Genomic DNA, 25,446 nt, shown 5'->3' with positions numbered 1-25,446 from the left:
TCACCGCTTGCAAAGGTTACCCATAATCTGAGTCGGGTGTGCCACACGCGTCGTTAGCGAATTATTTATCTAAGGGATGGAGAAAAGGTGTCAGTGACGATGATTTCGCCCGCAGGAGCAAGGCTGTGAAAGGGATCGCAAAACGTCTGCGCGGGGCCGCGCTTATGCTCTGCTGCTTACTCTCCGGCTGCGGCTTACCGCCCGCTATCCCGATTCTGGGCGCCTCATTTCCCGCCTGGTTCTTCTGTTTTCTCGCCGCCGCGCTGCTGCTTATTCCGTGTCATCTGCTGATTGTGCGTAAAGGCTGGCAGGCGCGTTTTTCGCCGCTGGTTATAAGCTATCTGGCTCTGCTGTTTCTCTTTGCCGCACTTTTCTGGTTCTTACTTTTTTAGATATGAAGGCCTATGACTGATTCCAGCTCAACGCTGTTACGGAAAAAGTGGCCGCTGCTGCTCATTGTGATTGGCGCTATCGTGGCGCTGATTGCGGTGATCTGGCATCTGCAGACTTCTCCGCAAACCAACGATGCCTATGTCTACACCGATACGATCGATGTCGTGCCGGAAGTGACGGGGCGCATTGTCGAGATGCCTGTGCGCGACAACCAGCGCGTGAAAAAAGGCGATCTGCTGTTCCGCATCGATCCGCGGCCTTACCAGGCGATGCTGGCGGATGCGAAATCGCGGCTGGCGGCGCTCGATGCGCAAATCACCCTGACCGGGCGCACCATCAAAGCGCAGGAGTATAACGCGCAGTCTGTTGCCGCCGCGGTGGCGCGCTCGCAGGCGCTGGTCGATCAGACCCGCTCAACGCGCAGTCGGCTGGAGCCGCTGGTGCCGCAAGGGTTCGCTTCGCAGGAGGAGCTGGATCAGGCGCGCACGGCAGAGAAAGCCGCCCGCTCTGAGCTGGCCGCGATCCAACTTCAGGCCAGCCAGGCAGCCTCCGCCGTGCTCGGCGTCGATGCGATGGTGGCCCAGCGGGAAGGGGCGCTGGCGCAGATTGCGCTGGCAGAGCTGCATCTGGAGTTTACCGAGGTGCGCGCGCCCTTCAACGGCGTGGTGGTGGCGCTGAAAACCACGGTCGGCCAGTACGCCTCGGCGTTAAAACCGGTCTTCACGCTGATGGATGACGACCGCTGGTACGTGGTGGCCAATTTCCGCGAAACGGATCTACAGGGCATTCGCGCCGGGACACCAGCGGAGATCACCGTGATGACCGACCACAGCCAGCGCTTTAGCGGCCGCGTCGAGTCGGTCGGCTTTGGCGTGCTGCCAGAGGGCGGAACGGTGATTGGCGGTTTACCGATTGTGCCGAAAAGCATTAACTGGGTGCATGTCTCGCAGCGCTTCCCGGTAAAAATCGCCGTGGAGCACCCCGATCCGGCGCTGTTCCGCATGGGCGCTTCCGCAAGCGTTACCCTTAAACCGCAGTGAGTATCGGGATGGAGCGCGCCTGGGGCTATCTGCAAAAAGAGCTGCGCGCCACGCCGGGGCGGGGCAACTACACCCTGCGTATGACCCTCAGCTGCGGGATCCTGATTGCGCTGTTTATGAGCCTGCAGATCCCCTTTCTGGCGATAGCCCTGATTGTCGTTTTTTATGTCAGCCAGCCCAACGTAGTGATGATTTCGCTGGTCAGCGTCGCCTTTATGCTGGTGGTGACGCTGGTACTGGGCGGCGTGCTGCTGATTATCAAGTGGACCTATGACTATCCGCTGGTGCGCCTTGTTGCCTCGGTGCTGCTCTTCTCGCTTGCCGTCTATCTGATGCGCATTATGGGCAAGCTGGGGCTGGCCTTTTTTGTCGTGGCGCTGGCGGTGATTTATGCGCAAACTTTTCCCTCCATGACCGGTCAGAGCGAGATCCTCGTGCGCCTGCTGCTGTGGCTGTGGGTGGCGATCAATAGCGCCATTGTGGTGACGCTGCTGGTCAATGCCTGTTTTGCGCAGGCGTTTCCTGGCTGGCAGTTCAAAAGTGCGCTCGCCGCGATGCTGCGCCAGACGGCGACCTGCCTGACGCAAACCGATGCTGACTCCCTCGAACAGACCCGACCCACCTTTAGCACCATTGCCCGCCAGGTTGCGCAACTGCACACGCTGTTTAAGCTGGCGCGGCTCTCCAGTACGGAAATTGCCGACAATTTGCAGAAGTGGCAGAGCGTGATGGCGTTTACGCTACGCAGCTATCAACTGATTGCGCTCCTGCAACCCGGTGCGCTCGATGCGGCGCGGCGGCCGCTTACCGATGCGCTGTTTGAACTGGCGCAGCAGGTGGAGGAGGGCAACCTGCCGCCAGGGCAAGAGAGTTGCGATCCCGTTGACAGCAAGCATGATGTGATTGTGCGCGAGATTGCCGCGCTGCTGGCCTCGCTTCAGCGCGGAGAAAGCATTGCCTTGCCGCCCGGCGAGGGGGAAAAGATAGCGCTAATACCGTCGGATGCCTGGCGCAACCCGGCCTATCTGCACTTCACTTTGAAAACCGTGCTGGCCACGCTGCTCTGCTACGTCTTCTATACGGCGACGGACTGGCAGGGCATCCACACCATTATGCTGAGCTGCGTGATTGTGGCGCAGCCGGGGCTTGGCGCGACGATGCAGAAGATCGCGCTGCGTATTGGCGGCGCGTTGCTGGCAACCCTGCTGGCGCTGCTGCTGATTCTCTTTATTCAACCGTGGACAGAGTCGCTGGTTGGCCTGCTGGGGATGGCGCTGCCGGTGATGGCGCTGGCCGCCTGGCTGGCGGGCGGTTCTGAGCGCATTGCTTATGCCGGGATCCAGCTGGGTTTTACCTTTGCGCTGGCCTTTTTAAGCTGGTTTGGCCCGCTGACCAACTTAACCGAGCTTCGCGACCGGGTGATCGGCATCCTGCTCGGCGTGCTGGTCTCGTCGCTGATCCACCTCTATCTATGGCCGGACAGCGAGGCGCCGCAGCTCAAAGCCAGCCTCGCGCGCCTCTACCGGCATATTGCCGTGCTGTTGCGGGCGAAAGATCGGGAATCCACGACACCGGCGCTGTTTGCCAGCCTGACCGAGAGCGATGCGCTGCTCAACCGTGTTGCCGCCGAGCCGCTCAACACCTGGGCGCATCCCCATGCAGAAGGGAAAGCCTGGCCGCGCGGCGAGACCTTTGCCAGCGCGCAGGAGCTGGTGCGCCTGAGCGAAGGCTATCGCCTCTATGCCGCAGCGGACGATCCCTTTTTGCCCCGCTGCGCAGAGTATGTTGAGGCCTACGCCGCGACTATCGATCATGCGCAGCCGAAGCCGGATCTGAAAGCACTGCGAGCCGATGCAGCAAACCCCTATGGCCCGCCGCTGATGCAGGTGCTCTCCAGCCTGCCTGCGTGGCCATCTCCCTTTTCACTGAGTTCGCGACAGGCAGAGTAAGGTATGCGCGCAAAAATGATCTCTTCGCGTTTTCGCTGCGGCACGCTGGCCGCATTTGGCCTGCTGCTGTTATCGGGTTGTGCGCTGGTGCAGGACGATCCGGGACAGGTGACGATCGTCAACCCGCAGAAGGCGCAACTGGCGCAGGCGATCCATCTGGCGAACAGCGGCTGGCCCGCGGCGCGCTGGTGGGAAAACTATCACGATCGCCAGCTAACCATGCTGGTCAACCGCGCGTTGCAAAACTCGCCTACCATGCAGGCGGCGCGTCTGCGCGTTGGGCAGTCGCAGTCAACGGTGGCGCTGGCGCAGTCGGCAATGGGCGTGCAGGCTGGGGCCGTTGCCGCGCAAAACTATATGCGCGTGTCGGACAGGGATGCGAAAGCGACCTGGCCCTACGCCTATTCGCTGCCGGTCGATAAACAGGGCCCGTGGTACACGCTGAATACGGTGGGCGTGGGCGCGTCGCTCAATCTCGATCTCTGGGGCTCGGATCGCGCGCGCGTGGCAGCCGCGATTGGTGAGCAGAATGCGAGGCTTGCCGAGACGGCGGCGATTGAGCTGGATATCGCCAGCAGTGTTGCTCAGCTCTATTTTGCGATGCAGGCGACGTTTGCACGCATCGCCCTGCTCAATGAGCAGCAAGAGATTGCCCGCTTCTCCGAGCAGGCGCATCAGCAGCGTGCGGCGCGCGGGCTGGAGGATAGTGTCGATCTCGCCGGTGCGCAGGCTGAACGGCTGGCGGCGCAGCAACAGCTGGTGGAAGCGAACGGCGCGTTAACCCGCTATCGCGAGACCCTGCGGGCGCTGATTGGCGCGGACGCGCAGAGCATGCCTGACATTCATCCGGTGGCGCTGCCGCAACTTCAACAAACGCTGCCCGCGTCGCTCTCCTTTGAACTACTGGCGCGCCGCCCCGATCTGCAGGCGCTGCGCGGCTATGTCACTGCCACCATGAGCCAGGTGGACTCAGCGAAGGCGGCGTTTTACCCGCACTTTGATATCAAAGCTTTCTGGGGTTACAACGCCTTTGATGTCGGCGATCTCTTCCGCTACTCCTTCCAGCAGCTCAATATTCTGCCTGCGCTCACGTTGCCGCTGTTTGACGGCGGGCGGTTAAATGCCCACCTGAAATCAGTCCGTACCGCCAGTAACATCCTGATCAAACAGTACAACCAGGCGGTGCTCGACGCGGTGCGCGATGTGGCGATCACCTCCAGCCAGCTTAACGATCTCAACCAGATGGTGGCGATGCAGCAGGAGAAAGTGCGCGCGGCGATGACGGCAACCAACAGCGCGGCGGCCCATTACCAGCGCGGGCTGCTGAGCCGCTTCAGGGCGCAGGAGGCGCGTCGTTTAGCGCTGGCGCAACAGCTTCTGCTGCTCGATATGCAGGCACAGCAGCTCAGCACCGATATCACGCTGATAAAAGCGCTGGGCGGCGGTTATCGTAACGAGAATGAAAAAGGTGAGGAGAAGCCGTAACAGAAGCGGCTCCGCCCGTGGTTTACAGGCGGAGCGGGGCGGTTAGTAGCGGGAAGGCACGCCCTGCGGGCGGGTTTTGAAGCGGCGATGCAGCCACATATATTGCTCGGGCGCCATCATAATGCAGCGCTCCACCACTTTGTTCATCCACGCGGCGGTGGTTTCAGCATCGTCCAGCGGCGGTGAGCACTCCGGCTCAAGCATAATCAGCTCATACCCTTTACCGCCGGGTTTGCGGCGCGGCACAAACGGCACCACGCAGGCCTGCGACATGCGCGCCAGCATCCAGGTGCCGGAGGTGGAGGCAGCCTGCTCGACGGCGAAGAAGGGGACAAAGACGCTGGCGCGCGGGCCGTAGTCGTGATCCGGCGCGTACCACACCACTTCACCCGCTTTCAGTGCGCGGATCATCCCTTTCAGATCTTTACGGTCAATCATGCTCTTATTGGAGCGCATGCGCCCCCAGGTTTGCAGCAGATCGATAACCGGGTTGTCATTCGGGCGGTAGACGCCGATGCCCGGCTCATTCAGACCAAACATCCGCGCGCCAATCTCCAGCGTCAGGAAGTGCACGCCAATCAGCAGAATGCCGCGGCCCTGCGCCTGTACGTTATGCACATGTTCGAAATGGGAGACATCCATCCAGCGGCGCATGCGGCGATCGGACCAGAACCAGGCCATGCCGGTTTCAATCAGCCCCATGCCGACGGATTCAAAATTCTTCGCCACCATTTTCTGCCGCTCCTCCTCGCTCATCTGCGGGAAGCAGAGCGTCAGGTTGCGGTGCGCAATGTGCGCGCGGCGTTTCATCACGCGCTGTGCAAGGTGGCCGAGCGCGCAGCCTAAGCGGTAAAGCAGCGGATAGGGAAGTTGAACCACCAACCACAGCACGCCGATCCCGAACCAGGTTGCCCAGTAGCGGGGGTGCAGCAGCGATGCCGAAAATTTGGGTAAATGCGTCATGACTGTCCTGTGTATAGCTACAATGGCCTGTATTCTCGCACTTTTTTTGTAATTCGCAAAAACCAGGGGGTAGAGCCGCGTTCCATAAGCGCAACGCGCATTACAGTGTGAAATGAATGGGTTGAAATGTAGCGCAAAATGTGGGGATGTAAATTAACACTATTTGCTTTATGATGCCGCCCGTTTTTCACTCTCCACTCTGCAGGATACGTACACCATGCCAGTGTTACACAACCGCATCTCCAATGATGAACTGAAAGCCCGCATGCTCGCCGAAACCGAGCCACGCGTCACCGTCTCGTTTTACAAATACTTCACCATTGTGAACCCGCAGGCGACGCGCGATGCGCTCTACCAGACCCTGTCGCAGCTGAGCGTTTTTGGGCGTATCTACCTCGCCCATGAAGGGATCAACGCGCAGATCAGCGTGCCGCAGAGCAAATTCGAGGCGTTTCGCGAAGCACTCTATACCTTCGATCCGGCGCTGGATGGGCTGCGTCTGAATATCGCCATTGATGATGACGGTAAATCCTTCTGGGTGCTGCGCATGAAGGTGCGTGATCGCATCGTGGCGGACGGCATTGAGGATGAGACTTTTGATGCCAGCGACGTTGGGGATTACCTGAAAGCGGCGGAAGTGAACGCCATGCTCGACGATCCTGATGCAGTGTTTATCGATATGCGCAACCACTACGAATATGAAGTGGGCCACTTCGATGGCGCGATGGAAATTCCTGCCGATACCTTCCGCGAGCAGTTGCCGAAAGCGGTTGAGATGATGCAGGAACACAAAGATAAAAAGATTGTCATGTACTGCACCGGCGGGATTCGCTGTGAGAAAGCGAGTGCCTGGATGAAGCATAACGGCTTCAACAAAGTGTGGCATATCGAAGGCGGCATTATCGAGTATGCCCGCCGCGCCCGTGAGCAGGGTCTGCCGGTGCGCTTTATCGGCAAAAACTTTGTCTTCGACGAGCGTATGGGCGAGCGCATCTCCGACGATGTGATTGCACACTGCCACCAGTGCGGCACGCCGTGCGATGCCCACACCAACTGCCTGAACGATGGCTGTCACCTGCTGTTTATTCAGTGCCCGAGTTGTGCTGAGAAGTTCGACGGCTGCTGCAGCGAGTTGTGCAAAGAGGAGCGCGCGCTGCCGGAAGAGGAGCAGCGTAAACGCCGCGCCGGACGCGAGAATGGCAATAAGATCTTCAATAAATCGCGTGGTCGCCTGAATACCAAACTGGGCATTCCGGACCCGGAATAACGCAGAAGGAGAGGGGAACCCCTCTCCTTTTTTTTACGCCTGCTTACTTCTGGCGCACACCTTCAACCGAAATAATCAGCTCAACATCCTGCGATGCCGGACCGAGATCGGTGGTGATGTTAAAGTCTTTCAGCTTGATCTTGCCGGAGGCTTCAAAGCCTGCGCGCACGCCGCCCCACGGGTCATTACCCTGGCCCAGCAGTTTCGCTTCCAGCTCAACCGGTTTGGTGACGCCGTTCAGGGTCAGGTTGCCGGTAATATCCAGCTCATCACCATCCTTTTTCACCGACGTTGAGGTGAAGGTCGCTTTCGGGAACTTCGCCACGTTGAGGAACTCTGCGCTACGCAGGTGTTTATCACGCTCGGCGTGGTTGGTGTCGACACTGTTGGTATTGATGGTGACGTTCACCTTGTCGGCCGCCGGGTTGGCCTCATCAAAGGTAAAACTACCGTCGAAGTCCTTAAACGTACCGTATAACCAGCTGTAACCGAGGTGCTGGATACGGAAGTTAACGAAGGCGTGCTGGCCCTCTTTATCGATCTTGTAGTCTGCCGCTACAGCAGAACCGGTGGTAAACAGCAGCGAGGCGAGAGCGAGTCCCGGCAGGATCTTCTTCATACTTATGCTCCAGAGTCAGGTGACGATTTTCCCAGCATCCGCTTGAGAGTGGCGTCTTTATCAATGAAATGGTGTTTAAAGGCAGCAAGGCCGTGCAGCACGGAGAGAACCACTACGCTCCAGGCCAGCCACAGGTGAATGGTTCCGGCGAGGTCCGCCTGCGAGCCGGCATCGGCAAGCGTGGCAGGGATCTCAAACAGGCCAAAGACGTTAATCGGTTTACCATCGGCGGTGGAGATGAGATAGCCGCTAAAGACGATGCCAAACAGCAGCAGGTAGAGAACGATATGGGCAACAACCGCGGCGATGCGCGTGGCGGTGGAGTAGCTTTTCAACGGCGGTGGTGGCGGGGAGATAAAACGCCACAGCAGGCGGATCACCAGGCCAAACATCAGCAGAATGCCGATACTTTTATGGATTTCGGGTGCCTGATGATACCAGCCATCATAATAGCTGAGCGTGACCATCCATAACCCTAAGGCGAACATGCCATACACCACGATGGCGACCAGCCAGTGAAGCGTCACGGAAATAAAACCGTAGCGCGCCGGAGAGTTGCGAAATTGCATAACGGGTCATCACTGTTAACCAAAAGTTAATTTAAAATGGCGTCAGTGAGCAAATATTGCAACTCAAAAATAACGAATTGGTTTGTTATTTTTTCTATAACATAATTTTTGAATAAGTTTGCCAGTTTATATTCAGGCTATTAGAAAGTTGAAACGTTTAAGGCAGGATTAGCAGCAGGTTAAGCCTGTTGTCATACTTCTGAAGTATTCAAAAATATTGTCTGTAAAAGACGAATAAATCGCTAAGTGTCAGCTTTTGTAAGCATTTTGGCATGCGTGACGGCAAGCACAATTAAAAGAAAGCCGACGGCTGAGAATATATGCCGCCACATTTTCACGCAGGTGATTACTTTATTTGCCACCTGGAGAAACGGCCCCGAAATAGGGCCGCCGTGAATTCAACGCGTAAAACGGGCGAGGGAGAAGGGCTGTAAATCGAAATCCAGCGTTTTCTGCTGCGCGAAGGCGCTGGCAATTTCGCCGAGCACCGGGGCAAATTTAAAGCCATGACCGCTCAGGCCGGTTACCACCAGCGTGTTCGGCGCGTCTGGCAGGGTATCGATAATAAAATCTTCATCGGGCGAGTTGTCATAGGTGCAGGACGCGCCATACAGGCAGCCGCCAATGCCCGGCAGATGCTGGCGTAAAAAGGAGAAGCACTCCGAGCCGTCGCCGGCTTCTGCGCCAAACGGCGTGCGCTCGTCGGCCGCGTTAATCACCTGTCCGCCGTTGTGGCGGCCAATCTTTAACTCATTCTCATCCGCCGGGAAGCCGTAGTAGTGCTCGCCGTTCGGCATCTCGCCGGTAAAGGCCGGGAAGTTATTTTTCACGCTGTAACGGCCATCGGCCTGGAACCAGGCAAACACTTTGCGCACCGGCTGAATCGGCAGGGTTGGCAGCAGCGTTTTCGCCCAGGTGCCAGCGCTCACCAGCGCTTTTTTGCCGGAGAAGCTCCCTTCCGGGGTATCAATAGTGACGCCATCCTGATGGTGGTGCAGGGCGGTAACCGGGCAGTTGAAGAGCTGCGCGCAGCCTGCCTCTTCAGCCAGCTGGACCCAGCTTTTGATCGCCAGTTCGCTGTTCAGCACGCCGGAGTCGGCTTCATAGAGACCGATGTAATCATCCGGAACGCGGATCTCCGGCCAGCGGGCCATTAGCGAGGCGGCATCCAGCTTCTCAAGCGTTAGCTTCCACTGTGCGGCACTGGCGGCGACGTTGGCGAGGAAGGAAGAATCAGCCGGGCCAAAATTGATGACGCCAGTGCGCTCAAAAACCGCTTCGCCGGTGAGCGTATTCAGTTCATCCCATAACTGCTGGGCGCGCAGCACCAGCGGAACATATTTCTCGCCTTCGCCGTAGGCGTGGCGGATCAGGCGCGTATTGCCGTGATGGCTGCCTTCACTGTGCGGCGGCATATGCGCATCGGTCATCAGCACCTTAAGCCCGGCGCGCGTGGCGTAGTAGCCTGCTGCTGCGCCAACGGATCCGCTGCCGATAATAATCAGGTCGTATGTCATGGTTCTCTCCAGGCAAATGCGTGTTCAGGAGGGTAAATAACCTGGGGGGCTTATACAAGGGCAGAAAAAAGAAAGGCACCGCGAGGGTGCCTGATGTTGAGTATGCGCAGATGGTGTTAATGTCTTTTATACTCGTCTTTTTCGTAATCGCCTGATTCAATCTTGGCAATGCCCGCTTCCAGAATCGAAATAAACTGGCGGGCAACATCGGTTGTTAACCATAACGTCTGACCGATTTCAGTCCCTTCCTGAGCGGCTCTGTTCGGGGTCTGGTAATGCAACCGGAGCATCAGTGCGTCATAGCTGTCTACGGTGCTGATGTCCCATCCGACCAGTGGATGGGTCTGGATGACTTCATTATTCTTTACCATCATAACCCCCTGTTTGGCGTGTTTTAATTAGACAACGACGTTCGAGGTTCAATGCGTGTTTTAATTTGAAGCCTTTTCAGTATATCAACAACCCGACCCGGTGATCGAAAAAATAAACACTCTGCAACATCTTTTTTGTAGTCATAGATTTTTCTTAAGGGAGTGGCTAAAAGATAAGCGACTCATTTTGCTACGAAAATCAGATGTTACGGTTTTGCTTAAAATTGAAGCAAAAAAAGCCGGGGCGACCCGGCAATAACTTCAACTTCAGAGGGAAATTAATCGGTGATAAACCAATCGTCAGCGCTTTCCCAGGTCTCCTGCAGGATTTCGTTAACGCGGTCTTTATCTTCTTTCGCGCCGCCAAGGACGGAGAGATTATTTGCTGACGCATAACGGACAGAAATTTTATTTTCGCGATCGGGATAGTGGTCATTCAGACGGCGGGATAACTCACCTGCCAGCGCATCGATAGCGCCTGCGGGTAAAGATGTGGTTCTGGCAATCGTCACTTCAATGCGCATAACAGCCCCCTGTGTAAGATACTGTATGTTTATACAGTTAATCGGAACACATTACAACAGGGGGCATAATAATTTTTAGCGCTTCACCTGCCAGCGCACGGTTTCACCGGCGAGGAAGGGCACCAGCGTATCGTCAGCCAGCGCAATCGACTCCGGCACCACGCACTCTTCCCGCACCAGTTCAATAAACGCTTCATTCACCGGCAGGCCATAGAAGCGCGGCCCATTGAGGGAGCAGAAGGCTTCGAAGTGCTGCATCGCATTCATCTCCTCAAACACCGTGGCGTAGCTTGCCAGCGCCGTTGGCGCATTGAAACAGCCTGCACAGCCGCAGCTCGCCTCTTTGCGATGGCGGGCATGTGGAGCCGAGTCGGTGCCGAGGAAGACGCGATCGAACCCGCTGGCGACCAATTCACGCAGCGCCTGCTGGTGGATATTACGCTTGAGGATCGGTAAGCAGTAGAGGTGCGGGCGCACGCCGCCCACCAGCATATGATTGCGGTTGAACAGCAAATGCTGCGGGGTGATGGTGGCGGCCAGCCGCTCATTGCCGTCGCGCACATAGTCGGCGGCATCTTTGGTAGTGATGTGCTCGAATACCACCTTCAGGCCCGGCAGACGCTTGCGCAGCGGCTCCATCACTGTCTCGATAAAGCGCGCTTCACGATCGAAAATATCGATCTCGGCGTGGGTCACTTCGCCATGCACCAGCAGCGGCATGCCGAGCTTCTCCATACGCTCAAGCACCGGCATGATGGCATCAATACTGGTGACGCCGTGGCTGGAGTTGGTGGTGGCGTTTGCCGGATAGAGCTTTGCCGCGGTAAAGACCTTTTCCGCAAAGCCGCGTTCGATCTCATCAGGATCCAGGCTGTCGGTCAGGTAGCAGGTCATCAGCGGTTCGAAGTGCTGACCGGCAGGCACCGCGTCAAGGATGCGCTGACGATAGGCGATAGCCGCCTCAACGGTAGTTACAGGGGGAGCCAGGTTCGGCATCACAATGGCGCGGGCATAGGTTTCGCTGGTCCACGGCACCACGGTTTTCAGCATATCGCCGTCGCGCAGATGGAGATGCCAGTCGTCAGGACGGCGGATTTTCAAAACCTGAGGTTGTGTCATTGGAGGGCTCCGGCTAAGTGAGAAAGGGCTGTTTTTGCCGGAGACCAAGCATAAGGGGAAACGTTTTCGTTTGCATCCTTTTCCTGAAAAAAAGGGCGCCAGGCGCCCAGTGATTCAGTCGGTAAGCGGGATGACAATCTCGCCCGGCTTCACCTCAATGCCTTTAGCATATTTCTTCGCCAGCGCTTCGCCTTTGGTACTGTCTTCTTTCAGCACATAGGCCGGGCGCTGGTTAAAGTAGTTGCGCAGAGACTGGTTCAGGTAAGGCATCACGGTTTGCAGCACGGTCTGCATCTTTTCCGGCGTTACCGTCGCGTCCACCACTTCCATCTCATGCAGGTAGATTGCACCCTGATCTTTATCAAAGGTCGGCAGCGCTTTCAGCTTCAGCTTGATCACCGCTTTTTGATTGCCGAACAGCGAGGTCATATCCAGGTTGGCATCGCCCGTTAAGGTGATTTTATTTGGCTCTTCGCGGCCAATCGCGCTGGCAAGATTGCTGAGAACAATATGCGCATCAGCCACACCCGGCACGCCAATATCTTTGGCGAAGTTATTCCGTTTCTCCAGGGCCTGGTTAATCTCCTGCTCGCTGATTGTGTATTGGGTCAATTGATTGCACCCCACCAGCACGCCGCTCAGCATGAGTGCTGCGGCCAAAATCATCTTCTTCATGAATTCCTCAACGTGGTCCTGATGCCTCGATCGAGGTGTAGCATGCGCGACGGCCGACGCAAAGGCCAGCAGAAAATACTTAAAGAAGGGGCGGAAGCGGGTCGCTTCCGCCATGAACGGCTTAGATAGCCATGGAAGAGAGAAGGTTAACCTGGGTCTGTTTCGCCATGTTGTCGCGGTAATCGGCGACGCGGGTCGGCCACGTAATGCCGCTGACAATCGTCAGGTTACGCAGCAGCGGGAAGAGATGAATATCATCTTCCGACAGTTCGCCGTTGACGGCATTCGGCTGCACGATGTGCTTCTCCAGCGCGCGCAGATCGTCACTGATATTCTTCACCAGCCCGGCAGAGTGGGAGAGGTGATCGGCAAAATCGCCAATCGCCGCCTCTTTTTTGGCGGTGAAGTAGGCGCGTGCCTGCGGGGTGGAAAACTCGTCAAAGGGGGCCTGCGCGAAGCGCGGGATCAGCAGCTTATTAACGTAGCCATTCACCTTACGCAGCCACTCCTCGATCTTCGGATTGCGCGAGCCGGTCAGCAGCGGTTGACCGTCGAGCTTATCAACGTAGTGAACAATATCGAGGCTTTCGGGCAGGTAGCGGCTGTCATCTTTTTGCAGGATCGGCGCCATCTTCTGACCAATCATGCGGGTTGGCGTCGCTTCGTCATCGCTTTGCAGGACATGGAGTTCAACCGGGAGATTCTTAAGGCCGAAAATCATGCGGGCTTTTACACAGAAAGGGCAGTGATCGTAAATGTAGAGTTTCACGTTTCTCCTCCATACTGGTTTATCCATCACTAATCAGTATGGAAGAGAGGTAGAGGTGGCGCAAATCAGGCGCCGGGTTCGAGCATCGGCGGCTGAACGCGGCGGGGGGCAAACTGCCACAGCAGAGCAAGGGAGGTGATAAGCCCAATCACGCCGAGCATCATCCACGGCAGCTCCGGCTGGCGAAAGGCTTTCCCGGCGTCAAACAGCCAGCCGCCGCCGGCATAGCCAAGCGCGCCGCCAAAGGCCAGACCTAAGCGGCTAAAGCCCATATAGCTGCCGCGCGCCCGCGCATCGGCCAGCTGAGCGCTCAGGGTTTCCCGTGCCGGTTCGGCGATAATCGAGCCAATATAGAAGGTGCAGATAAGTGTAAAAAGCTGTTGCAGGGAGCCGACCATGCCCATCGGAAAGAGGCTGAATGACATCACCACCAGGCCGAACATCAGGCGCTGCTCAAGGCGAAAGCGCTTTTCGCTCCAGCGCGCAATCGGGTAGAGCAGCGTCAGCGAGAGACAGGCCTCAATGGCGTACATCCATTTAACCGGCGTCGGCGATCCGGCAACGTCGTTGACCATAATCGGCAGCATCAGCATCACCTGTACTGCCAGCATGTAGTAACCGCTGAGGGTTAAGACATAGGTGACGAACTTCTTGTCACGCAGCACGCGGGCTAAGCCTTCGCGCACCGGTGTTTTCACCGTCGACAGCTTCCATGCTGGCAGCAGCCAGGCGTTAAAGCCCGCACAGAGGATAAACATCAGCGCCCCGGCGGCGCACACCAGACGGAAATCATACTGCAGTAGCCAGCTGCCGAGCAGCGCGCCGATAACTGCCCCGGCGCTATCCTGCATCATCAGCAGCGAGAAGAAGCGACCGCGCTGACGCGGACGCACCAGTTTGACCACCAGCGCTGAACGCGGCGGGTCGAACAGCGTGCCGCCAAGCCCGGAAAGGATACAGGAGAGCCACAGCACCCACGGCTCATGCGCCATCCCCATCGCCGCGAATCCTGCTGCGCGCATCAGCATGCCGGTGACAATCAGTGGTTTTGCGCCAAAGCGGTCGGCGATCGCGCCGCCAAACATGCCTAACCCCTGCTGAATAAACTGACGCAGGCCGAGCGCGATCCCGACCATCAGTGCGGCCCAGCCAAGTTGATCAACAAAACGAATGGAAATCAGGGGGAAGACAACAAAAAAACCGAGCACCACCAAAAAATTATCGACCAGCAGGAAATATTTACCCAGGCTCCTTGCCTGCGAGATGCGCGCCATTTCCCCTCCGGGAAATCAGAAAAAGGTGACGTCTCTATTCTGCGGCTTCGGCAACCGTTTTCACACATTCACCGCGACAATATTTTTTTATCAAGGCGGGCGTTTGATTGAGACTTTTCATCGAAAAGGGGGCGCGGCGCAGAAAATGCCATGTTGCTGTTTTCACAGAGTCGCAGAGCAAAGGTATAGTAAAGAGAAGGGGTAAAAAAAGCCGCGAAACGAAGGAGTGGTAAACATGTTTGGCTATCGCAGTAATGTGCCGAAAGTACGCTTGGTAACGGACAGATTAGTGGTGCGCCTGGTTCACGAGCGCGATGCGTGGCGGCTTGCGGATTATTACGCGGAAAATCGCCAGTTTTTAAAACCCTGGGAGCCTGTTCGCGATGAGAGCCACTGTTACCCTTCCGGCTGGCAGGCACGTCTGGGGATGATCAATGAGTTCCATAAACAGGGCTCTGCTTTTTACTTCGCCCTGCTCGATCCTGAAGAGAAAGAGATCGTCGGCGTCGCCAATTTCTCCAACGTGGTGCGCGGCTCGTTTCACGCCTGTTATCTCGGTTACTCCATCGGCCAGAAGTGGCAGGGGCAAGGCCTGATGTTTGAAGCCCTGACATCCGCCATTCGCTATATGCAGCGCACGCAACATATGCACCGCATAATGGCCAACTATATGCCGCACAATAAACGCAGCGGCGACTTGCTGGCGCGCCTCGGGTTCGAAAAAGAGGGCTATGCCAAATCCTATTTATTGATCGATGGGCAGTGGCGCGACCACGTCCTCACCGCATTAACCGCCCAGGAGTGGACTCCGGGACGCTAAGGAGCAGAGATGAAGTATCAACTCACCGCCATCGAGGCGCGGGTTATCGGCTGCCTACTGGAGAAGCAGGTCACTACGCCGGAGCAGTATCCGCTCTCCATCAACGGCGTGGTGACGGCCTGTAATCAAAAAACCAACCGCGAGCCGGTGATGAACCTGAGCGAGCACGAGGTCCAGGATGTGCTTGATGAGCTGGTAAAGCGCCACTATCTGCGCACCGTTAGCGGTTTTGGTAATCGGGTGACCAAATATGAGCAGCGCTTCTGCAACTCAGAATTTGGCGATCTGAAGTTAAGCCCGGCAGAGGTGGCGCTTATCGCCACGCTGTTGCTGCGCGGGCCGCAAACGCCGGGCGAACTGCGTGGCCGTGCGGAACGCATGCACCGTTTTGCTGATATGGCCGAGGTGGAAAACGCCCTTGAGCAGCTGGCAAACCGTGAAGATGGCCCTTGTGTCGTGCGTCTGCCGCGCGAGCCGGGCAAGCGTGAAAGCCGCTATATGCACCTCTTCAGTGGCGATATGCAGACGCTGATCAATGTGGTGGAAGCCGTTGCGCCCTCAGAGCAGACCCTTGAGGCGCGCGTTGAAGCGCTGGAGGGTGAGGTCGCGGAACTGAAGCAGCGTCTCGATTCGCTGCTGGCACATTTAGGGGAGTAAACGTGACGACATTACGGATTGGTGTAGTAGGACTGGGCGGTATCGCGCAGAAAGCCTGGTTGCCGGTACTCGGCGCGGCAACGGAGTGGACGCTGGCGGCGGCCTGGTCGCCGACGCGGGATAAAGCCCTGCGGGTGTGTGAAACCTGGCGCATTCCTTATGCAGATTCGCTGGCGTCGCTGGCGGCACAGTGCGATGCGGTCTTCGTGCACACCTCAACCGCCTCGCACTATGCGGTGGTGAGCGAGCTGCTCAACCTTGGCGTGCATGTCTGCGTCGATAAGCCGCTGGCGGAAAACCTGAAAGATGCCGAGCGCTTAGTCGAACTGGCGGCACGCAAAAAGCTGACGCTGATGGTTGGCTTTAACCGCCGCTTCTCGCCGCTCTACCGCGAGTTAAAACAGCAGATGCCGCAGGCGGCGTCGCTGCGTATGGATAAACACCGCACCGATAGCGTCGGGCCGCACGACCTGCGCTTTACGCTGCTTGATGACTATCTGCATGTGGTCGACACCGCGCTATGGCTGGCGGGCGGTCGCGTGCAGATCCAGAGCGGCACGCTGCAAACCACCGACGATGGCGCAATGCTCTATGCTGAGCACCACTTCAGCGCCGACACGCTGCACATCACTACCAGTATGCACCGGCGGGCGGGCAGCCAGCGCGAGTGGGTGCAGGCGGTAACCGATGGCGGGCTGGTGGATATTACCGATATGCGCGAGTGGCGCGAAGAGCGCGGGCAGGGGATTATTGCGCGCCCAATCCCCGGCTGGCAGAGCGTGCTGGAGCAGCGCGGTTTTGCCGGTTGCGCGCGCCACTTTATCGAGTGTGTGCAAAATCAGACGGTTCCGGAAACCGCGGGTGAGCAGGCGATCCTTGCGCAGCGCGTGGTGGAGAAGCTCTGGCGCGAGGCGATGAGTGAATAATGCGGGGTAACGCAGGCGATAGTAATTCGCTTTTTTCCCTGTAGACTAAGCGCTTCGCTGTATCCCAACGCCTGCATTGCAGGCGTTGTGTCTTATGGAAACCAGAATGAACCTACTCAAATCGCTGGCGGCAGTCAGCTCCATGACGATGTTTTCCCGCGTGCTGGGTTTTGCGCGCGATGCCATTGTGGCACGGGTGTTTGGCGCAGGGATGGCGACGGACGCCTTTTTTGTCGCCTTTAAACTGCCCAACCTGTTACGGCGTATTTTTGCCGAGGGCGCCTTTTCCCAGGCCTTTGTGCCGATCCTTGCCGAGTACAAAAGCAAACAGGGCGAAGATGCCACCCGCGTCTTTGTCGCCTATGTTTCCGGCCTGCTGACCCTTGCGCTGGCGATAGTCACCGTTATCGGGATGCTCGCCGCACCCTGGGTTATCCTCGTTACCGCGCCGGGGTTTGCCGATACGGCGGATAAATTCAGCCTCACCTCGCAACTGCTGCGCATCACCTTTCCCTATATTCTGCTGATCTCGCTGGCGTCGCTGGCGGGGGCGATCCTCAATACCTGGAACCGCTTCTCGGTGCCAGCGTTTGCGCCTACCTTTCTCAATGTCAGCATGATTGGTTTTGCGCTCTTCGCCGCGCCTTACTTCCATCCGCCGGTGTTGGCGCTGGCCTGGGCGGTTACCGTCGGCGGTGTGCTGCAACTGGTCTATCAACTGCCGCATCTGAAGAAGATTGGCATGCTGGTGCTGCCGCGTATCAATCTGCGCGATGCGGGTGCAATGCGGGTGGTGAAGCAGATGGGGCCAGCGATCCTCGGCGTCTCCGTCAGCCAGATCTCACTTATCATCAACACCATTTTCGCCTCGTTCCTCGTCTCCGGCTCCGTGTCGTGGATGTATTACGCCGACCGCTTAATGGAGTTCCCCTCCGGCGTGCTTGGCGTGGCGCTCGGGACGATCCTGCTGCCATCCCTGTCGAAAAGCTTCTCCAGCGGCAATCAGGAGGAGTATTGCCGCTTGATGGACTGGGGCCTGCGCCTCTGTTTCCTGCTGGCGCTGCCCAGTGCCGTGGCGCTTGGTATTCTCGCTAAGCCGTTGACCGTTTCGCTGTTCCAGTACGGTAAATTCACCGCTTTTGATGCGGCAATGACCCAGCGCGCGCTGATCGCCTATTCGGTCGGATTGATGGGGTTGATCGTGGTGAAGGTGCTGGCACCGGGTTTCTATTCACGCCAGGACATTAAAACGCCGGTCAAAATCGCCATTGTGACGCTGCTGATGACCCAGGTGATGAACCTGGCGTTTATCGGCCCGCTGAAGCATGCCGGGCTGTCGCTGTCGATTGGTCTGGCGGCCTGTCTCAATGCCAGCCTGCTCTACTGGCAGCTACGCAAGCAGAAGATCTTTACCCCGCAGCCGGGCTGGAGCCGTTTTCTGCTTCGTCTGGTAATTGCCGTGGTAGTCATGGCCGCCGCGCTGGTAGGGATGTTGTATGTGATGCCTGACTGGGCGACAGGAACAATGCCGTACCGCTTGCTGCGCCTGATGATAGTAGTTGGGGCGGGTATTGTTGCTTACTTTGTTACCCTTGCACTGCTCGGGTTTAAAGTGAAAGAGTTCGCGCGCCGGACGGTATAAAAAGCAACGCAAAAAGCCAGGGGAGACCCTGGCCTGTTTACGACGGCGTGCTCACGCTATCGTCGGACTAAATCGCGATCTTCTTGCCGCCGCGATTGGCGGATGAGGCATAGCCATTCGCACCGTAGAGGCTCGGTTCCTGATGCGGTTTCAGGACTTCCAGTGCCTGCTGGTTGCGCGCGATTTGCCCCTCCAGCAGCCAGCCGTTGTGCTGGTTGAGGTCGCGTAAATGCTGCGTTTTCTGCGTGATGATCTGCCAGCGATTGGCAACATCGCCAGAGGCGTTTTGTTGCGTTTTCTGTTCGGCACGACGCTGCTGCTCAAGGTAGTCCAGCGTCGCGAGCAAGGAGCTTTTCTCCTCCGTAATGCGCTGTAGCGCGCTGCCATTGAGATGGCCAACGGAAAGCTGTTTTTGCTCAGTATCCATCACGTCTTTCAGAGCGCTCAGGATAACTGTCATTTGATCAAGAATATCTGACAGTCGATTCATACGGTTATTTACTCTGTAAGTAACTCTTCGCTTCGTTAATCAGGGCATCAGCAATTTTGCCGGTGTCCATTTTGAGTTCACCATTACGAATCGCGGTTTTCAGTTTTTCAACGCGTTCCATATTGATGTCGTTAGCGCCCGCCTGCATCAGCTTGGTTTGGGAACCGCTGAGCGTGACGTTGGTGCTGTTTGCCGTCGCGGCAGTTTCCTGACGCGCTTTCTGCGTCTGGGTTTCGTTAGTCTCACGCTGTTGAACGGTGTTAACCGGCTTCAGGGAAGAGGTACGATCGATGCTCATAATGTTTCCTCATTGAGGTTCGCGGCGTTTCGGGCCAGATTTCTTCAGTCTTACTAACTTATCGGCAGATAGCATTAGTTCTTTAAGCAATTTATAGGTTAATAAGAATATTCCCATCAGAATTAACCGTACCGCTAACTATCTGCCCTGAAGCCATGCGAACCCGCGCATTTTGCGCCACTGCCGCATTGTTCATCGCCTGACCTTCGCTGTTCACACTAAAGCCATCTCCGGACGCTACAACCTGTACGCGCTGGCCGGCTTTAATCCGCCATGCCTGACGCACCATTGAGAGCTGAATTGCCTGACCCGGCGCCAGATCGCGCAAACTTACCGCGTCCTGCGCCATGTTGATATCGAGCATGGTTCTTGGCGGCAACTGATCGAGGCGGCCGCGCTGTAACGCCACGCTGCCGGGCTGCAATGTCGCGCCGCGTGCAACAGGCTGCACCGCCACAACATAGTTGCCGGTCGCCTGGACTTCGACCTGCACAAAGCGTTTCGTACCCGCGCAGTTCGCCATCACATTCATATTGCCCCACAGCTTCGCGCCGCCCACCACGCTAAGGGTAGGCTGATCGCATGCCGGTAACTGGCTTTGCGGGGTGCGAATGTTTACCACTACCTCATCGCTAAAGCCAGCCAGACGCTGGGCGAAAAGCGACGTCAGTTGCGCCTGCAGATCCGCTGCCTGAGAAAAGGGGCTTAATAACAATAAGATTGCGGCTACACCGCCTTTCAACGTCTTCATCGCAAAACATGCCTGTTGAACCAGATGAGGAGATTTTAACCGCTTTGCAAATCTATCAACGCAAAAAATAGCGACGCATTTTGCCCTTATTCCAACGATAAGTTTGCAAGGGGCGATTTAAGCTGTTGGCTAAATAATTGTCATCAGTGAGGGAGCCATGCTCGATAAACTTGATGCCGCACTGCGCTTTCAACAGGAAGCGCTGAACCTGAGCGCCCAGCGCCAGGAGATTCTGGCAGCAAATATTGCTAACGCCGACACCCCAGGGTTTCAGGCGCGCGATATGGATTTTTCCAGTGAATTAAAAAAAGTGATGGAGCGCGGTCGGGCTGAAGGCAGCGGTGTATCGCTGGCGCTCACCTCTTCGCGCCACATTCCGGCGCAGGCGATGACCGGCCCGTCTACCGATCTGCTTTATCGCATTCCCGATCAACCATCGCTGGATGGCAACACCGTCGATATGGATCGTGAACGTACCCAGTTCGCCGACAACAGCGTCAAATACCAGACCGGGTTGACCGTGCTTGGCGGGCAGATCAAAAGCATGATGAGTGTTCTGCAACAGGGGAACTAATTAAATGGCATTACTGAATATCTTTGATGTCGCAGGCTCCGCGCTGACCGCACAGTCCAAACGTATGAACGTCGCCGCCAGTAACCTGGCAAACGCCGACAGCGTAACCGGACCGGATGGCCAGCCTTATCGCGCTAAACAGGTTGTCTTTCAGGTCGATGCAGCACCGGGCCAGGCAACGGGCGGCGTAAAAGTGGCGGATGTGATTGAAAGCCAGGCGCCGGACAAGCTGGTGTATGAACCTGGTAACCCGCTGGCAGATGCAAGCGGCTACGTAAAAATGCCTAACGTCGATGTCGTGGGCGAAATGGTCAACAGCATGTCCGCGTCACGCAGCTACCAGGCGAACGTTGAAGTGCTGAACACCGTGAAGAGCATGATGCTCAAAACGCTCACTCTCGGTCAGTAAAGGGGCCCCGTATGTCTATCAGCGTAAATATTAACGACCCGATTAACAACGGCGTCTCGACGACCAGCAAAACGTCCGGTACCACGACTACCGGCACTAACAGCGCATCCGACCTTCAGGGCAGCTTTTTGACGCTGCTGGTTGCGCAGTTAAAGAACCAGGATCCCACCAACCCGCTGCAGAACAACGAGCTGACCACGCAGCTGGCGCAGATCAGCACCGTAAGCGGGATTGAGAAACTGAATACCACCCTCGGCTCCATCTCCGGACAGCTTGATAACAATCAGTCGCTGCAGGCGAGCACCCTGATTGGTCACGGCGTGATGATCCCGGGACAGACGGTGCTGGTGGGCAAAGGAACATCCACGCCGTTTGGCGTAGAACTGACGCAGACTGCCGACAAAGTGACCGCCATCGTAAGCGATAAGAGCGGTACACCGGTGCGGACTATTGAACTCGGCGGTCTGAAAGCTGGCGTCCACACCTTCAGTTGGGACGGCAAAATGACAGATGGCAGCGTAGCACCGGATAACTCATATACGGTGTCTATCGCGGCCAGCTCCGGCACAACGCAGCTGGTTGCACAACCGCTGCAGTTTGCGCTGGTACAGGGTGTTACCCGTGGCGACAAGGGAAGCACACTGGATTTAGGTACTTACGGAAGTACCACACTCGACGAAGTACGACAGATTATTTAAAGCCTTCATACTTATCAGGAGTAAGTCATGGCCTTTTCACAAGCGGTCAGCGGCCTGAATGCTGCGGCCACCAACCTCGATGTCATTGGTAACAACATTGCCAACTCCGCCACCTATGGCTTTAAATCCGGATCTGCGTCCTTCGCCGATATGTTTGCCGGTTCTAAAGTGGGTCTCGGCGTTAAAGTGGCAGGCATTACTCAGGACTTCGCTGACGGCACCACCACTAACACCGGTCGTGGCCTCGACGTCGCGCTGAGCGGCAACGGTTTCTTCCGTGTGACCGACAGCAACGGTTCTGTTTACTACAGCCGTAACGGTCAGTTCAAACTCGACGAAAACCGCAACCTGGTTAACATGCAGGGTATGCAGGTGACCGGTTTCCCGGTAGCCGGCACACCGCCTGCGGTGCAGAGCGGTGCGAACCCGTCTGCCATCACCATCCCGAACACCCTGATGGCGGCGAAAGCCACCACCACGGCGGCGATGCAGATGAACCTGAACTCAACGGACTCCACCCCGACGGTTAGCCCGTTCGATCCGACGAACTCAGACTCCTACAACAAAAAAGGCACTGTCACCACCTATGACAGCCTGGGTAACTCCCACGCCGTTGACGTTTACTACGTTAAAAACAGCGCCAACAAATGGGATGTCTACACCCAGGACTCCAGCGTAGCGGGCTCTTCTTACCAGAAAGCCGCGCAGATGACCTTTACGAGCAACGGTACGCTCTCTGCGGTCAACAACTACACCGAAGTCTCTCCGGCGACCTCTCCGCGTACCTGGAACCTGTCAGCGACCGCTAACGCTCAGCCGCAGATCAACATCGGTCTGGACAGCCTGAACGGCTCTGCCGCCGGCACCTTTAGCCTGAGCTTCCTGAACTCAATGCAGCAGAACACCGGCACCAGCGGTGTAGTGGCTATCAACCAGAACGGTTACGCGCCGGGTTCACTGGTGAGCTACGCCATCAACGATGACGGCACCGTTGTCGGTAGCTACTCCAACGAACAGTCGCAGCTGCTGGGTCAGATCGTGCTGGCGAACTTCGCCAACAACGAAGGCCTGCAGTCTCAGGGTGACAACGTCTGGTCTGCTACCAACTCCTCTGGTGTTGCGCTGCTCGGCACCGCTGGCACCGGTAACTTCGGCAAGCTGACTAACGGCGCGCTGGAAGCCTCAAACGTGGATCTGAGTAAAGAACTGGTCAACATGATCGTCGCGCAGCGTAACTATCAGTCGAACGCGCAGACCATCAAAACCCAGGATCAGATCCTTAACACGCTGGTTAACCTGCGTTAATCGACTGACGGGACGGCTTAATGGATCACGCAATATATACCGCGATGGGCGCAGCCAGCCAGACGCTGAATCAGCAGGCTGTCACCGCCAGCAACCTCGCGAATGCTTCCACACCGGGCTTTCGCGCCCAGCTGAACGCGCTGCGCGCGGTGCCGGTAGAAGGGCTTTCTCTGCCTACCCGCACGCTGGTGGTGGCCTCCACGCCTGGCGCCGATATGACGCCGGGTCAACTGGACTACACCTCACGCCCGCTTGACGTGGCGTTGCAGCAGGATGGTTGGCTGGCAGTGCAAACGGCGGACGGCTCGGAAGGTTACACCCGTAACGGCAATATCCAGGTGAGCCCGACCGGTCAGTTGACGATTCAGGGCCATCCAGTGATTGGCGAAGGCGGTCCGATTGCCGTACCGGAAGGGGCGCAGGTCACTATCGCCGCCGACGGTACGATTTCGGCACTCAACCCTGGCGACGCGGCGAATACCATCGCGCCTGTCGGCAAGCTGAAGCTGGTAAAAGCAGAACCGCGCGAAATAGTGCGCGGTGATGACGGGCTTTTCCGTCTGAGCCAGAGCGCACAGGCGACCCGTGGCGCAACGTTGCAGCCTGACCCCTCCATTCGCGTGCAGTCTGGCGTACTGGAAGGCAGTAACGTGAAACCGGTCGAGTCGATGACCGATATGATCGCCAGCGCGCGCCGTTTCGAAATGCAGATGAAGATCATCAGCAGCGTCGATGAAAACGAGCAGCGTGCTAACCAATTGCTGTCAATGGGCTAATAAACAGGACTACATATGATCAGTTCATTATGGATCGCAAAAACCGGCCTCGACGCCCAACAAACCAATATGGATGTCATCGCCAACAACCTGGCGAACGTCAGCACCAATGGTTTTAAGCGTCAGCGTGCGGTATTTGAAGATTTGATGTACCAGACGATCCGCCAGCCAGGCGCGCAATCATCTGAACAGACAACGCTGCCTTCCGGTCTGCAGATCGGTACCGGTGTGCGTCCGGTCGCCACCGAACGTCTGCACAGCCAGGGCAACCTGTCTCAGACCAACAACAGCAAAGATGTCGCCATTAAAGGCCAGGGCTTCTTCGAAGTTCTGCTGCCGGACGGCACCTCTGCTTACACCCGCGACGGCTCTTTCCAGGTGGATCAGAACGGCCAGCTGGTAACAGCGGGCGGTTTCCAGGTGCAACCGGCAATCACCATCCCGGCGAACAGCCTGGGCATCACCATCGGTCGCGATGGTGTGGTCAGCGTGACGCAGCAGGGCGCGGCAGCACCGGTGCAGGTTGGCCAGTTAAACCTCACCACCTTTATGAACGACACCGGGCTTGAGAGCATTGGTGAGAACCTCTACACCGAAACCCAGTCTTCCGGCGCGCCAAACGGCACCACGCCTGGCCTGAACGGTGCAGGTTTGCTCTACCAGGGATTTGTGGAAACTTCCAACGTAAACGTCGCGGAAGAGCTGGTGAACATGATCCAGGTTCAGCGCGCTTACGAAATTAACAGTAAAGCAGTATCGACCACCGATCAGATGCTGCAAAAACTGACGCAACTCTAAGGCGTTATCCGGTGCGGTAACCGCCGCACCGGAACCCTGATCTCGAAGATGAATGCAATGCAAAAATACGCCGTCCGCAGCTACCCGATAATGGCTTTAGTGGCATTAACCCTGACCGGGTGTGCCTGGGTCCCTTCTACACCGCTGGTGCAGGGGGCAACGACAGCTCAACCGATGCCCGGCCCCATTCCGGTGGTCAATGGCTCGATTTATCAGACCGCGCAGCCGATTAACTACGGCTATCAGCCGCTGTTTGAAGATCGTCGTCCGCGCAACATTGGCGATACGCTGACTATCGTACTGCAGGAAAACGTGAGCGCCAGCAAGAGCTCGTCGGCCAACGCCAGTCGTGATGGTAAAGCCAGTTTTGGCGTAGACACCACACCGCGTTATCTCGAAGGTCTGTTTGGCAATGCACGTGCCGATCTGGGTGCCTCGGGCAGCAACTCCTTCGGGGGTAAAGGCGGCGCCAACGCCAGTAACACCTTTAGCGGCACGTTGACCGTGACCGTCGATCAGGTGCTGATCAATGGCAATTTACATGTTGTGGGTGAAAAACAGATCGCCATCAACCAGGGCACTGAGTTCATCCGCTTCTCCGGTGTCGTGAACCCACGCACCATCAGCGGCAGCAACAGCGTTCCTTCCACCCAGGTGGCGGACGCGCGCATCGAGTACGTCGGCAACGGCTACATCAACGAAGCGCAGAATATGGGCTGGCTGCAGCGTTTCTTCCTTAACTTATCGCCGATGTAACCGGGGTGAACA

Annotated in this window: 29 protein-coding genes; 16 read left to right on the top strand and 13 right to left on the bottom strand. The window is 57.1% G+C overall.

Annotation, left to right across the window (positions count from 1 at the left end; genetic code table 11):
- Positions 1 to 164: 164 nt before the first annotated feature.
- Genes ABIC80_RS08335 through ABIC80_RS08320 form a run of 4 tightly spaced genes read left to right on the top strand, consistent with a single transcriptional unit; the run spans position 165 to position 4,867 of the window.
- Positions 165 to 392, top strand: a complete 228-nt coding sequence (locus ABIC80_RS08335; protein ID WP_083699469.1) for a YtcA family lipoprotein — start codon at positions 165 to 167, stop codon at positions 390 to 392.
- Positions 393 to 404: 12 nt separating this feature from the next.
- Entirely contained in the window at positions 405 to 1,433 is a 1,029-nt protein-coding gene (mdtN, locus tag ABIC80_RS08330) for a multidrug transporter subunit MdtN (RefSeq protein ID WP_076769674.1), read from the top strand.
- An 8-nt stretch (positions 1,434 to 1,441) separates the two neighbouring features.
- A complete protein-coding gene (locus ABIC80_RS08325; RefSeq protein ID WP_429176585.1) occupies positions 1,442 to 3,382 on the top strand; it encodes an FUSC family protein in 1,941 nt (646 codons plus the stop codon).
- Positions 3,383 to 3,385: 3 nt separating this feature from the next.
- Positions 3,386 to 4,867 (top strand): MdtP family multidrug efflux transporter outer membrane subunit, encoded by a 1,482-nt coding sequence (locus tag ABIC80_RS08320; protein WP_200135518.1) that lies wholly within the window; start codon positions 3,386 to 3,388, stop codon positions 4,865 to 4,867.
- A 42-nt stretch (positions 4,868 to 4,909) separates the two neighbouring features.
- On the opposite strand, the gene ABIC80_RS08315 is transcribed toward ABIC80_RS08320, so the two are convergent.
- The gene (locus ABIC80_RS08315) at positions 4,910 to 5,830 is read right to left on the bottom strand and encodes a Kdo(2)-lipid IV(A) acyltransferase (protein ID WP_429176583.1); all 921 of its coding nucleotides are present in this window, start codon (positions 5,828 to 5,830) and stop codon (positions 4,910 to 4,912) included.
- A gap of 217 nt (positions 5,831 to 6,047) precedes the next feature.
- Here ABIC80_RS08315 and ABIC80_RS08310 point away from each other — a divergent pair, with 217 nt between their 5' ends.
- Positions 6,048 to 7,097 (top strand): rhodanese-related sulfurtransferase, encoded by a 1,050-nt coding sequence (locus ABIC80_RS08310; RefSeq protein ID WP_042714757.1) that lies wholly within the window; start codon positions 6,048 to 6,050, stop codon positions 7,095 to 7,097.
- Positions 7,098 to 7,140: 43 nt separating this feature from the next.
- Here the strand turns inward: ABIC80_RS08310 and ABIC80_RS08305 are convergent, their stop codons facing one another.
- The 9 genes from ABIC80_RS08305 to mdtH form a co-directional block, all read right to left on the bottom strand.
- Complete coding sequence (locus ABIC80_RS08305; protein WP_023481320.1) at positions 7,141 to 7,716, bottom strand: YceI family protein; 576 nt, start codon at positions 7,714 to 7,716, stop codon at positions 7,141 to 7,143.
- A 2-nt stretch (positions 7,717 to 7,718) separates the two neighbouring features.
- Entirely contained in the window at positions 7,719 to 8,285 is a 567-nt protein-coding gene (locus ABIC80_RS08300) for a cytochrome b (RefSeq protein WP_054803145.1), read from the bottom strand.
- A 398-nt stretch (positions 8,286 to 8,683) separates the two neighbouring features.
- Positions 8,684 to 9,802: an N-methyl-L-tryptophan oxidase gene (gene solA / locus ABIC80_RS08295; RefSeq protein WP_429176582.1), complete on the bottom strand. Its 1,119-nt coding sequence runs from the start codon at positions 9,800 to 9,802 to the stop codon at positions 8,684 to 8,686.
- A gap of 116 nt (positions 9,803 to 9,918) precedes the next feature.
- Positions 9,919 to 10,173, bottom strand: coding sequence for a biofilm formation regulator BssS (bssS, locus tag ABIC80_RS08290; RefSeq protein ID WP_023481711.1), 255 nt, complete (start codon positions 10,171 to 10,173; stop codon positions 9,919 to 9,921).
- A gap of 278 nt (positions 10,174 to 10,451) precedes the next feature.
- Positions 10,452 to 10,697, bottom strand: a complete 246-nt coding sequence (dinI, locus tag ABIC80_RS08285) for a DNA damage-inducible protein I (protein WP_429176581.1) — start codon at positions 10,695 to 10,697, stop codon at positions 10,452 to 10,454.
- 75 nt (positions 10,698 to 10,772) lie between these two features.
- Positions 10,773 to 11,816 (bottom strand): dihydroorotase, encoded by a 1,044-nt coding sequence (pyrC, locus tag ABIC80_RS08280; protein WP_429176580.1) that lies wholly within the window; start codon positions 11,814 to 11,816, stop codon positions 10,773 to 10,775.
- Positions 11,817 to 11,930: 114 nt separating this feature from the next.
- Positions 11,931 to 12,491 carry a lipoprotein gene (locus ABIC80_RS08275; RefSeq protein ID WP_054803152.1) on the bottom strand — a complete coding sequence of 187 codons (561 nt, stop codon included), beginning with the start codon at positions 12,489 to 12,491 and terminating at the stop codon, positions 11,931 to 11,933.
- Positions 12,492 to 12,612: 121 nt separating this feature from the next.
- Positions 12,613 to 13,260, bottom strand: coding sequence for a glutaredoxin 2 (gene grxB / locus ABIC80_RS08270; RefSeq protein WP_023481875.1), 648 nt, complete (start codon positions 13,258 to 13,260; stop codon positions 12,613 to 12,615).
- A gap of 65 nt (positions 13,261 to 13,325) precedes the next feature.
- The gene (gene mdtH, locus ABIC80_RS08265; RefSeq protein WP_076769678.1) at positions 13,326 to 14,534 is read right to left on the bottom strand and encodes a multidrug efflux MFS transporter MdtH; all 1,209 of its coding nucleotides are present in this window, start codon (positions 14,532 to 14,534) and stop codon (positions 13,326 to 13,328) included.
- Positions 14,535 to 14,769: 235 nt separating this feature from the next.
- Between mdtH and rimJ the strand changes: the two genes are divergently transcribed.
- From rimJ to murJ, 4 genes are all read left to right on the top strand, one after another.
- Positions 14,770 to 15,354, top strand: coding sequence for a ribosomal protein S5-alanine N-acetyltransferase (rimJ, locus tag ABIC80_RS08260; protein WP_076769679.1), 585 nt, complete (start codon positions 14,770 to 14,772; stop codon positions 15,352 to 15,354).
- A 9-nt stretch (positions 15,355 to 15,363) separates the two neighbouring features.
- Positions 15,364 to 16,011, top strand: coding sequence for a YceH family protein (locus ABIC80_RS08255; protein WP_429176578.1), 648 nt, complete (start codon positions 15,364 to 15,366; stop codon positions 16,009 to 16,011).
- A gap of 2 nt (positions 16,012 to 16,013) precedes the next feature.
- A complete protein-coding gene (locus ABIC80_RS08250) occupies positions 16,014 to 16,937 on the top strand; it encodes a Gfo/Idh/MocA family protein (RefSeq protein ID WP_429176576.1) in 924 nt (307 codons plus the stop codon).
- 106 nt (positions 16,938 to 17,043) lie between these two features.
- Positions 17,044 to 18,579: a murein biosynthesis integral membrane protein MurJ gene (gene murJ / locus ABIC80_RS08245; protein ID WP_429176574.1), complete on the top strand. Its 1,536-nt coding sequence runs from the start codon at positions 17,044 to 17,046 to the stop codon at positions 18,577 to 18,579.
- 67 nt (positions 18,580 to 18,646) lie between these two features.
- Here the strand turns inward: murJ and flgN are convergent, their stop codons facing one another.
- The 3 genes from flgN to flgA all read right to left on the bottom strand — a co-directional run bounded on the left by flgN (position 18,647) and on the right by flgA (position 20,118).
- Positions 18,647 to 19,069, bottom strand: coding sequence for a flagella biosynthesis chaperone FlgN (gene flgN, locus ABIC80_RS08240; RefSeq protein WP_023481860.1), 423 nt, complete (start codon positions 19,067 to 19,069; stop codon positions 18,647 to 18,649).
- Positions 19,070 to 19,073: 4 nt separating this feature from the next.
- Positions 19,074 to 19,367 carry a flagellar biosynthesis anti-sigma factor FlgM gene (gene flgM, locus ABIC80_RS08235; protein ID WP_042714118.1) on the bottom strand — a complete coding sequence of 98 codons (294 nt, stop codon included), beginning with the start codon at positions 19,365 to 19,367 and terminating at the stop codon, positions 19,074 to 19,076.
- Between the two features lie 91 nt (positions 19,368 to 19,458).
- Complete coding sequence (flgA, locus tag ABIC80_RS08230) at positions 19,459 to 20,118, bottom strand: flagellar basal body P-ring formation chaperone FlgA (RefSeq protein ID WP_094420238.1); 660 nt, start codon at positions 20,116 to 20,118, stop codon at positions 19,459 to 19,461.
- Between the two features lie 157 nt (positions 20,119 to 20,275).
- Between flgA and flgB the strand changes: the two genes are divergently transcribed.
- Genes flgB through ABIC80_RS08195 form a run of 7 tightly spaced genes read left to right on the top strand, consistent with a single transcriptional unit; the run spans position 20,276 to position 25,434 of the window.
- Positions 20,276 to 20,692, top strand: a complete 417-nt coding sequence (gene flgB, locus ABIC80_RS08225) for a flagellar basal body rod protein FlgB (protein ID WP_023481616.1) — start codon at positions 20,276 to 20,278, stop codon at positions 20,690 to 20,692.
- Positions 20,693 to 20,696: 4 nt separating this feature from the next.
- Positions 20,697 to 21,101: a flagellar basal body rod protein FlgC gene (gene flgC, locus ABIC80_RS08220; RefSeq protein ID WP_023481372.1), complete on the top strand. Its 405-nt coding sequence runs from the start codon at positions 20,697 to 20,699 to the stop codon at positions 21,099 to 21,101.
- A gap of 11 nt (positions 21,102 to 21,112) precedes the next feature.
- Positions 21,113 to 21,799 carry a flagellar hook assembly protein FlgD gene (flgD, locus tag ABIC80_RS08215; RefSeq protein WP_200579348.1) on the top strand — a complete coding sequence of 229 codons (687 nt, stop codon included), beginning with the start codon at positions 21,113 to 21,115 and terminating at the stop codon, positions 21,797 to 21,799.
- 27 nt (positions 21,800 to 21,826) lie between these two features.
- Positions 21,827 to 23,104, top strand: coding sequence for a flagellar hook protein FlgE (flgE, locus tag ABIC80_RS08210; protein WP_312277296.1), 1,278 nt, complete (start codon positions 21,827 to 21,829; stop codon positions 23,102 to 23,104).
- A gap of 20 nt (positions 23,105 to 23,124) precedes the next feature.
- Positions 23,125 to 23,880, top strand: coding sequence for a flagellar basal body rod protein FlgF (locus ABIC80_RS08205; protein WP_094420236.1), 756 nt, complete (start codon positions 23,125 to 23,127; stop codon positions 23,878 to 23,880).
- A gap of 15 nt (positions 23,881 to 23,895) precedes the next feature.
- A complete protein-coding gene (flgG, locus tag ABIC80_RS08200) occupies positions 23,896 to 24,678 on the top strand; it encodes a flagellar basal-body rod protein FlgG (protein WP_023481502.1) in 783 nt (260 codons plus the stop codon).
- Positions 24,679 to 24,735: 57 nt separating this feature from the next.
- A complete protein-coding gene (locus tag ABIC80_RS08195; RefSeq protein WP_023481882.1) occupies positions 24,736 to 25,434 on the top strand; it encodes a flagellar basal body L-ring protein FlgH in 699 nt (232 codons plus the stop codon).
- Positions 25,435 to 25,446 lie beyond the last annotated feature (12 nt).

This window comes from Kosakonia sp. 1610, from assembly GCF_050435845.1.
Taxonomy (GTDB): Bacteria; Pseudomonadota; Gammaproteobacteria; order Enterobacterales; family Enterobacteriaceae; genus Kosakonia; species Kosakonia cowanii.
Note: the sequence above shows the minus strand (reverse complement) of the source record. Positions and strands in the feature narration are given on the sequence as shown.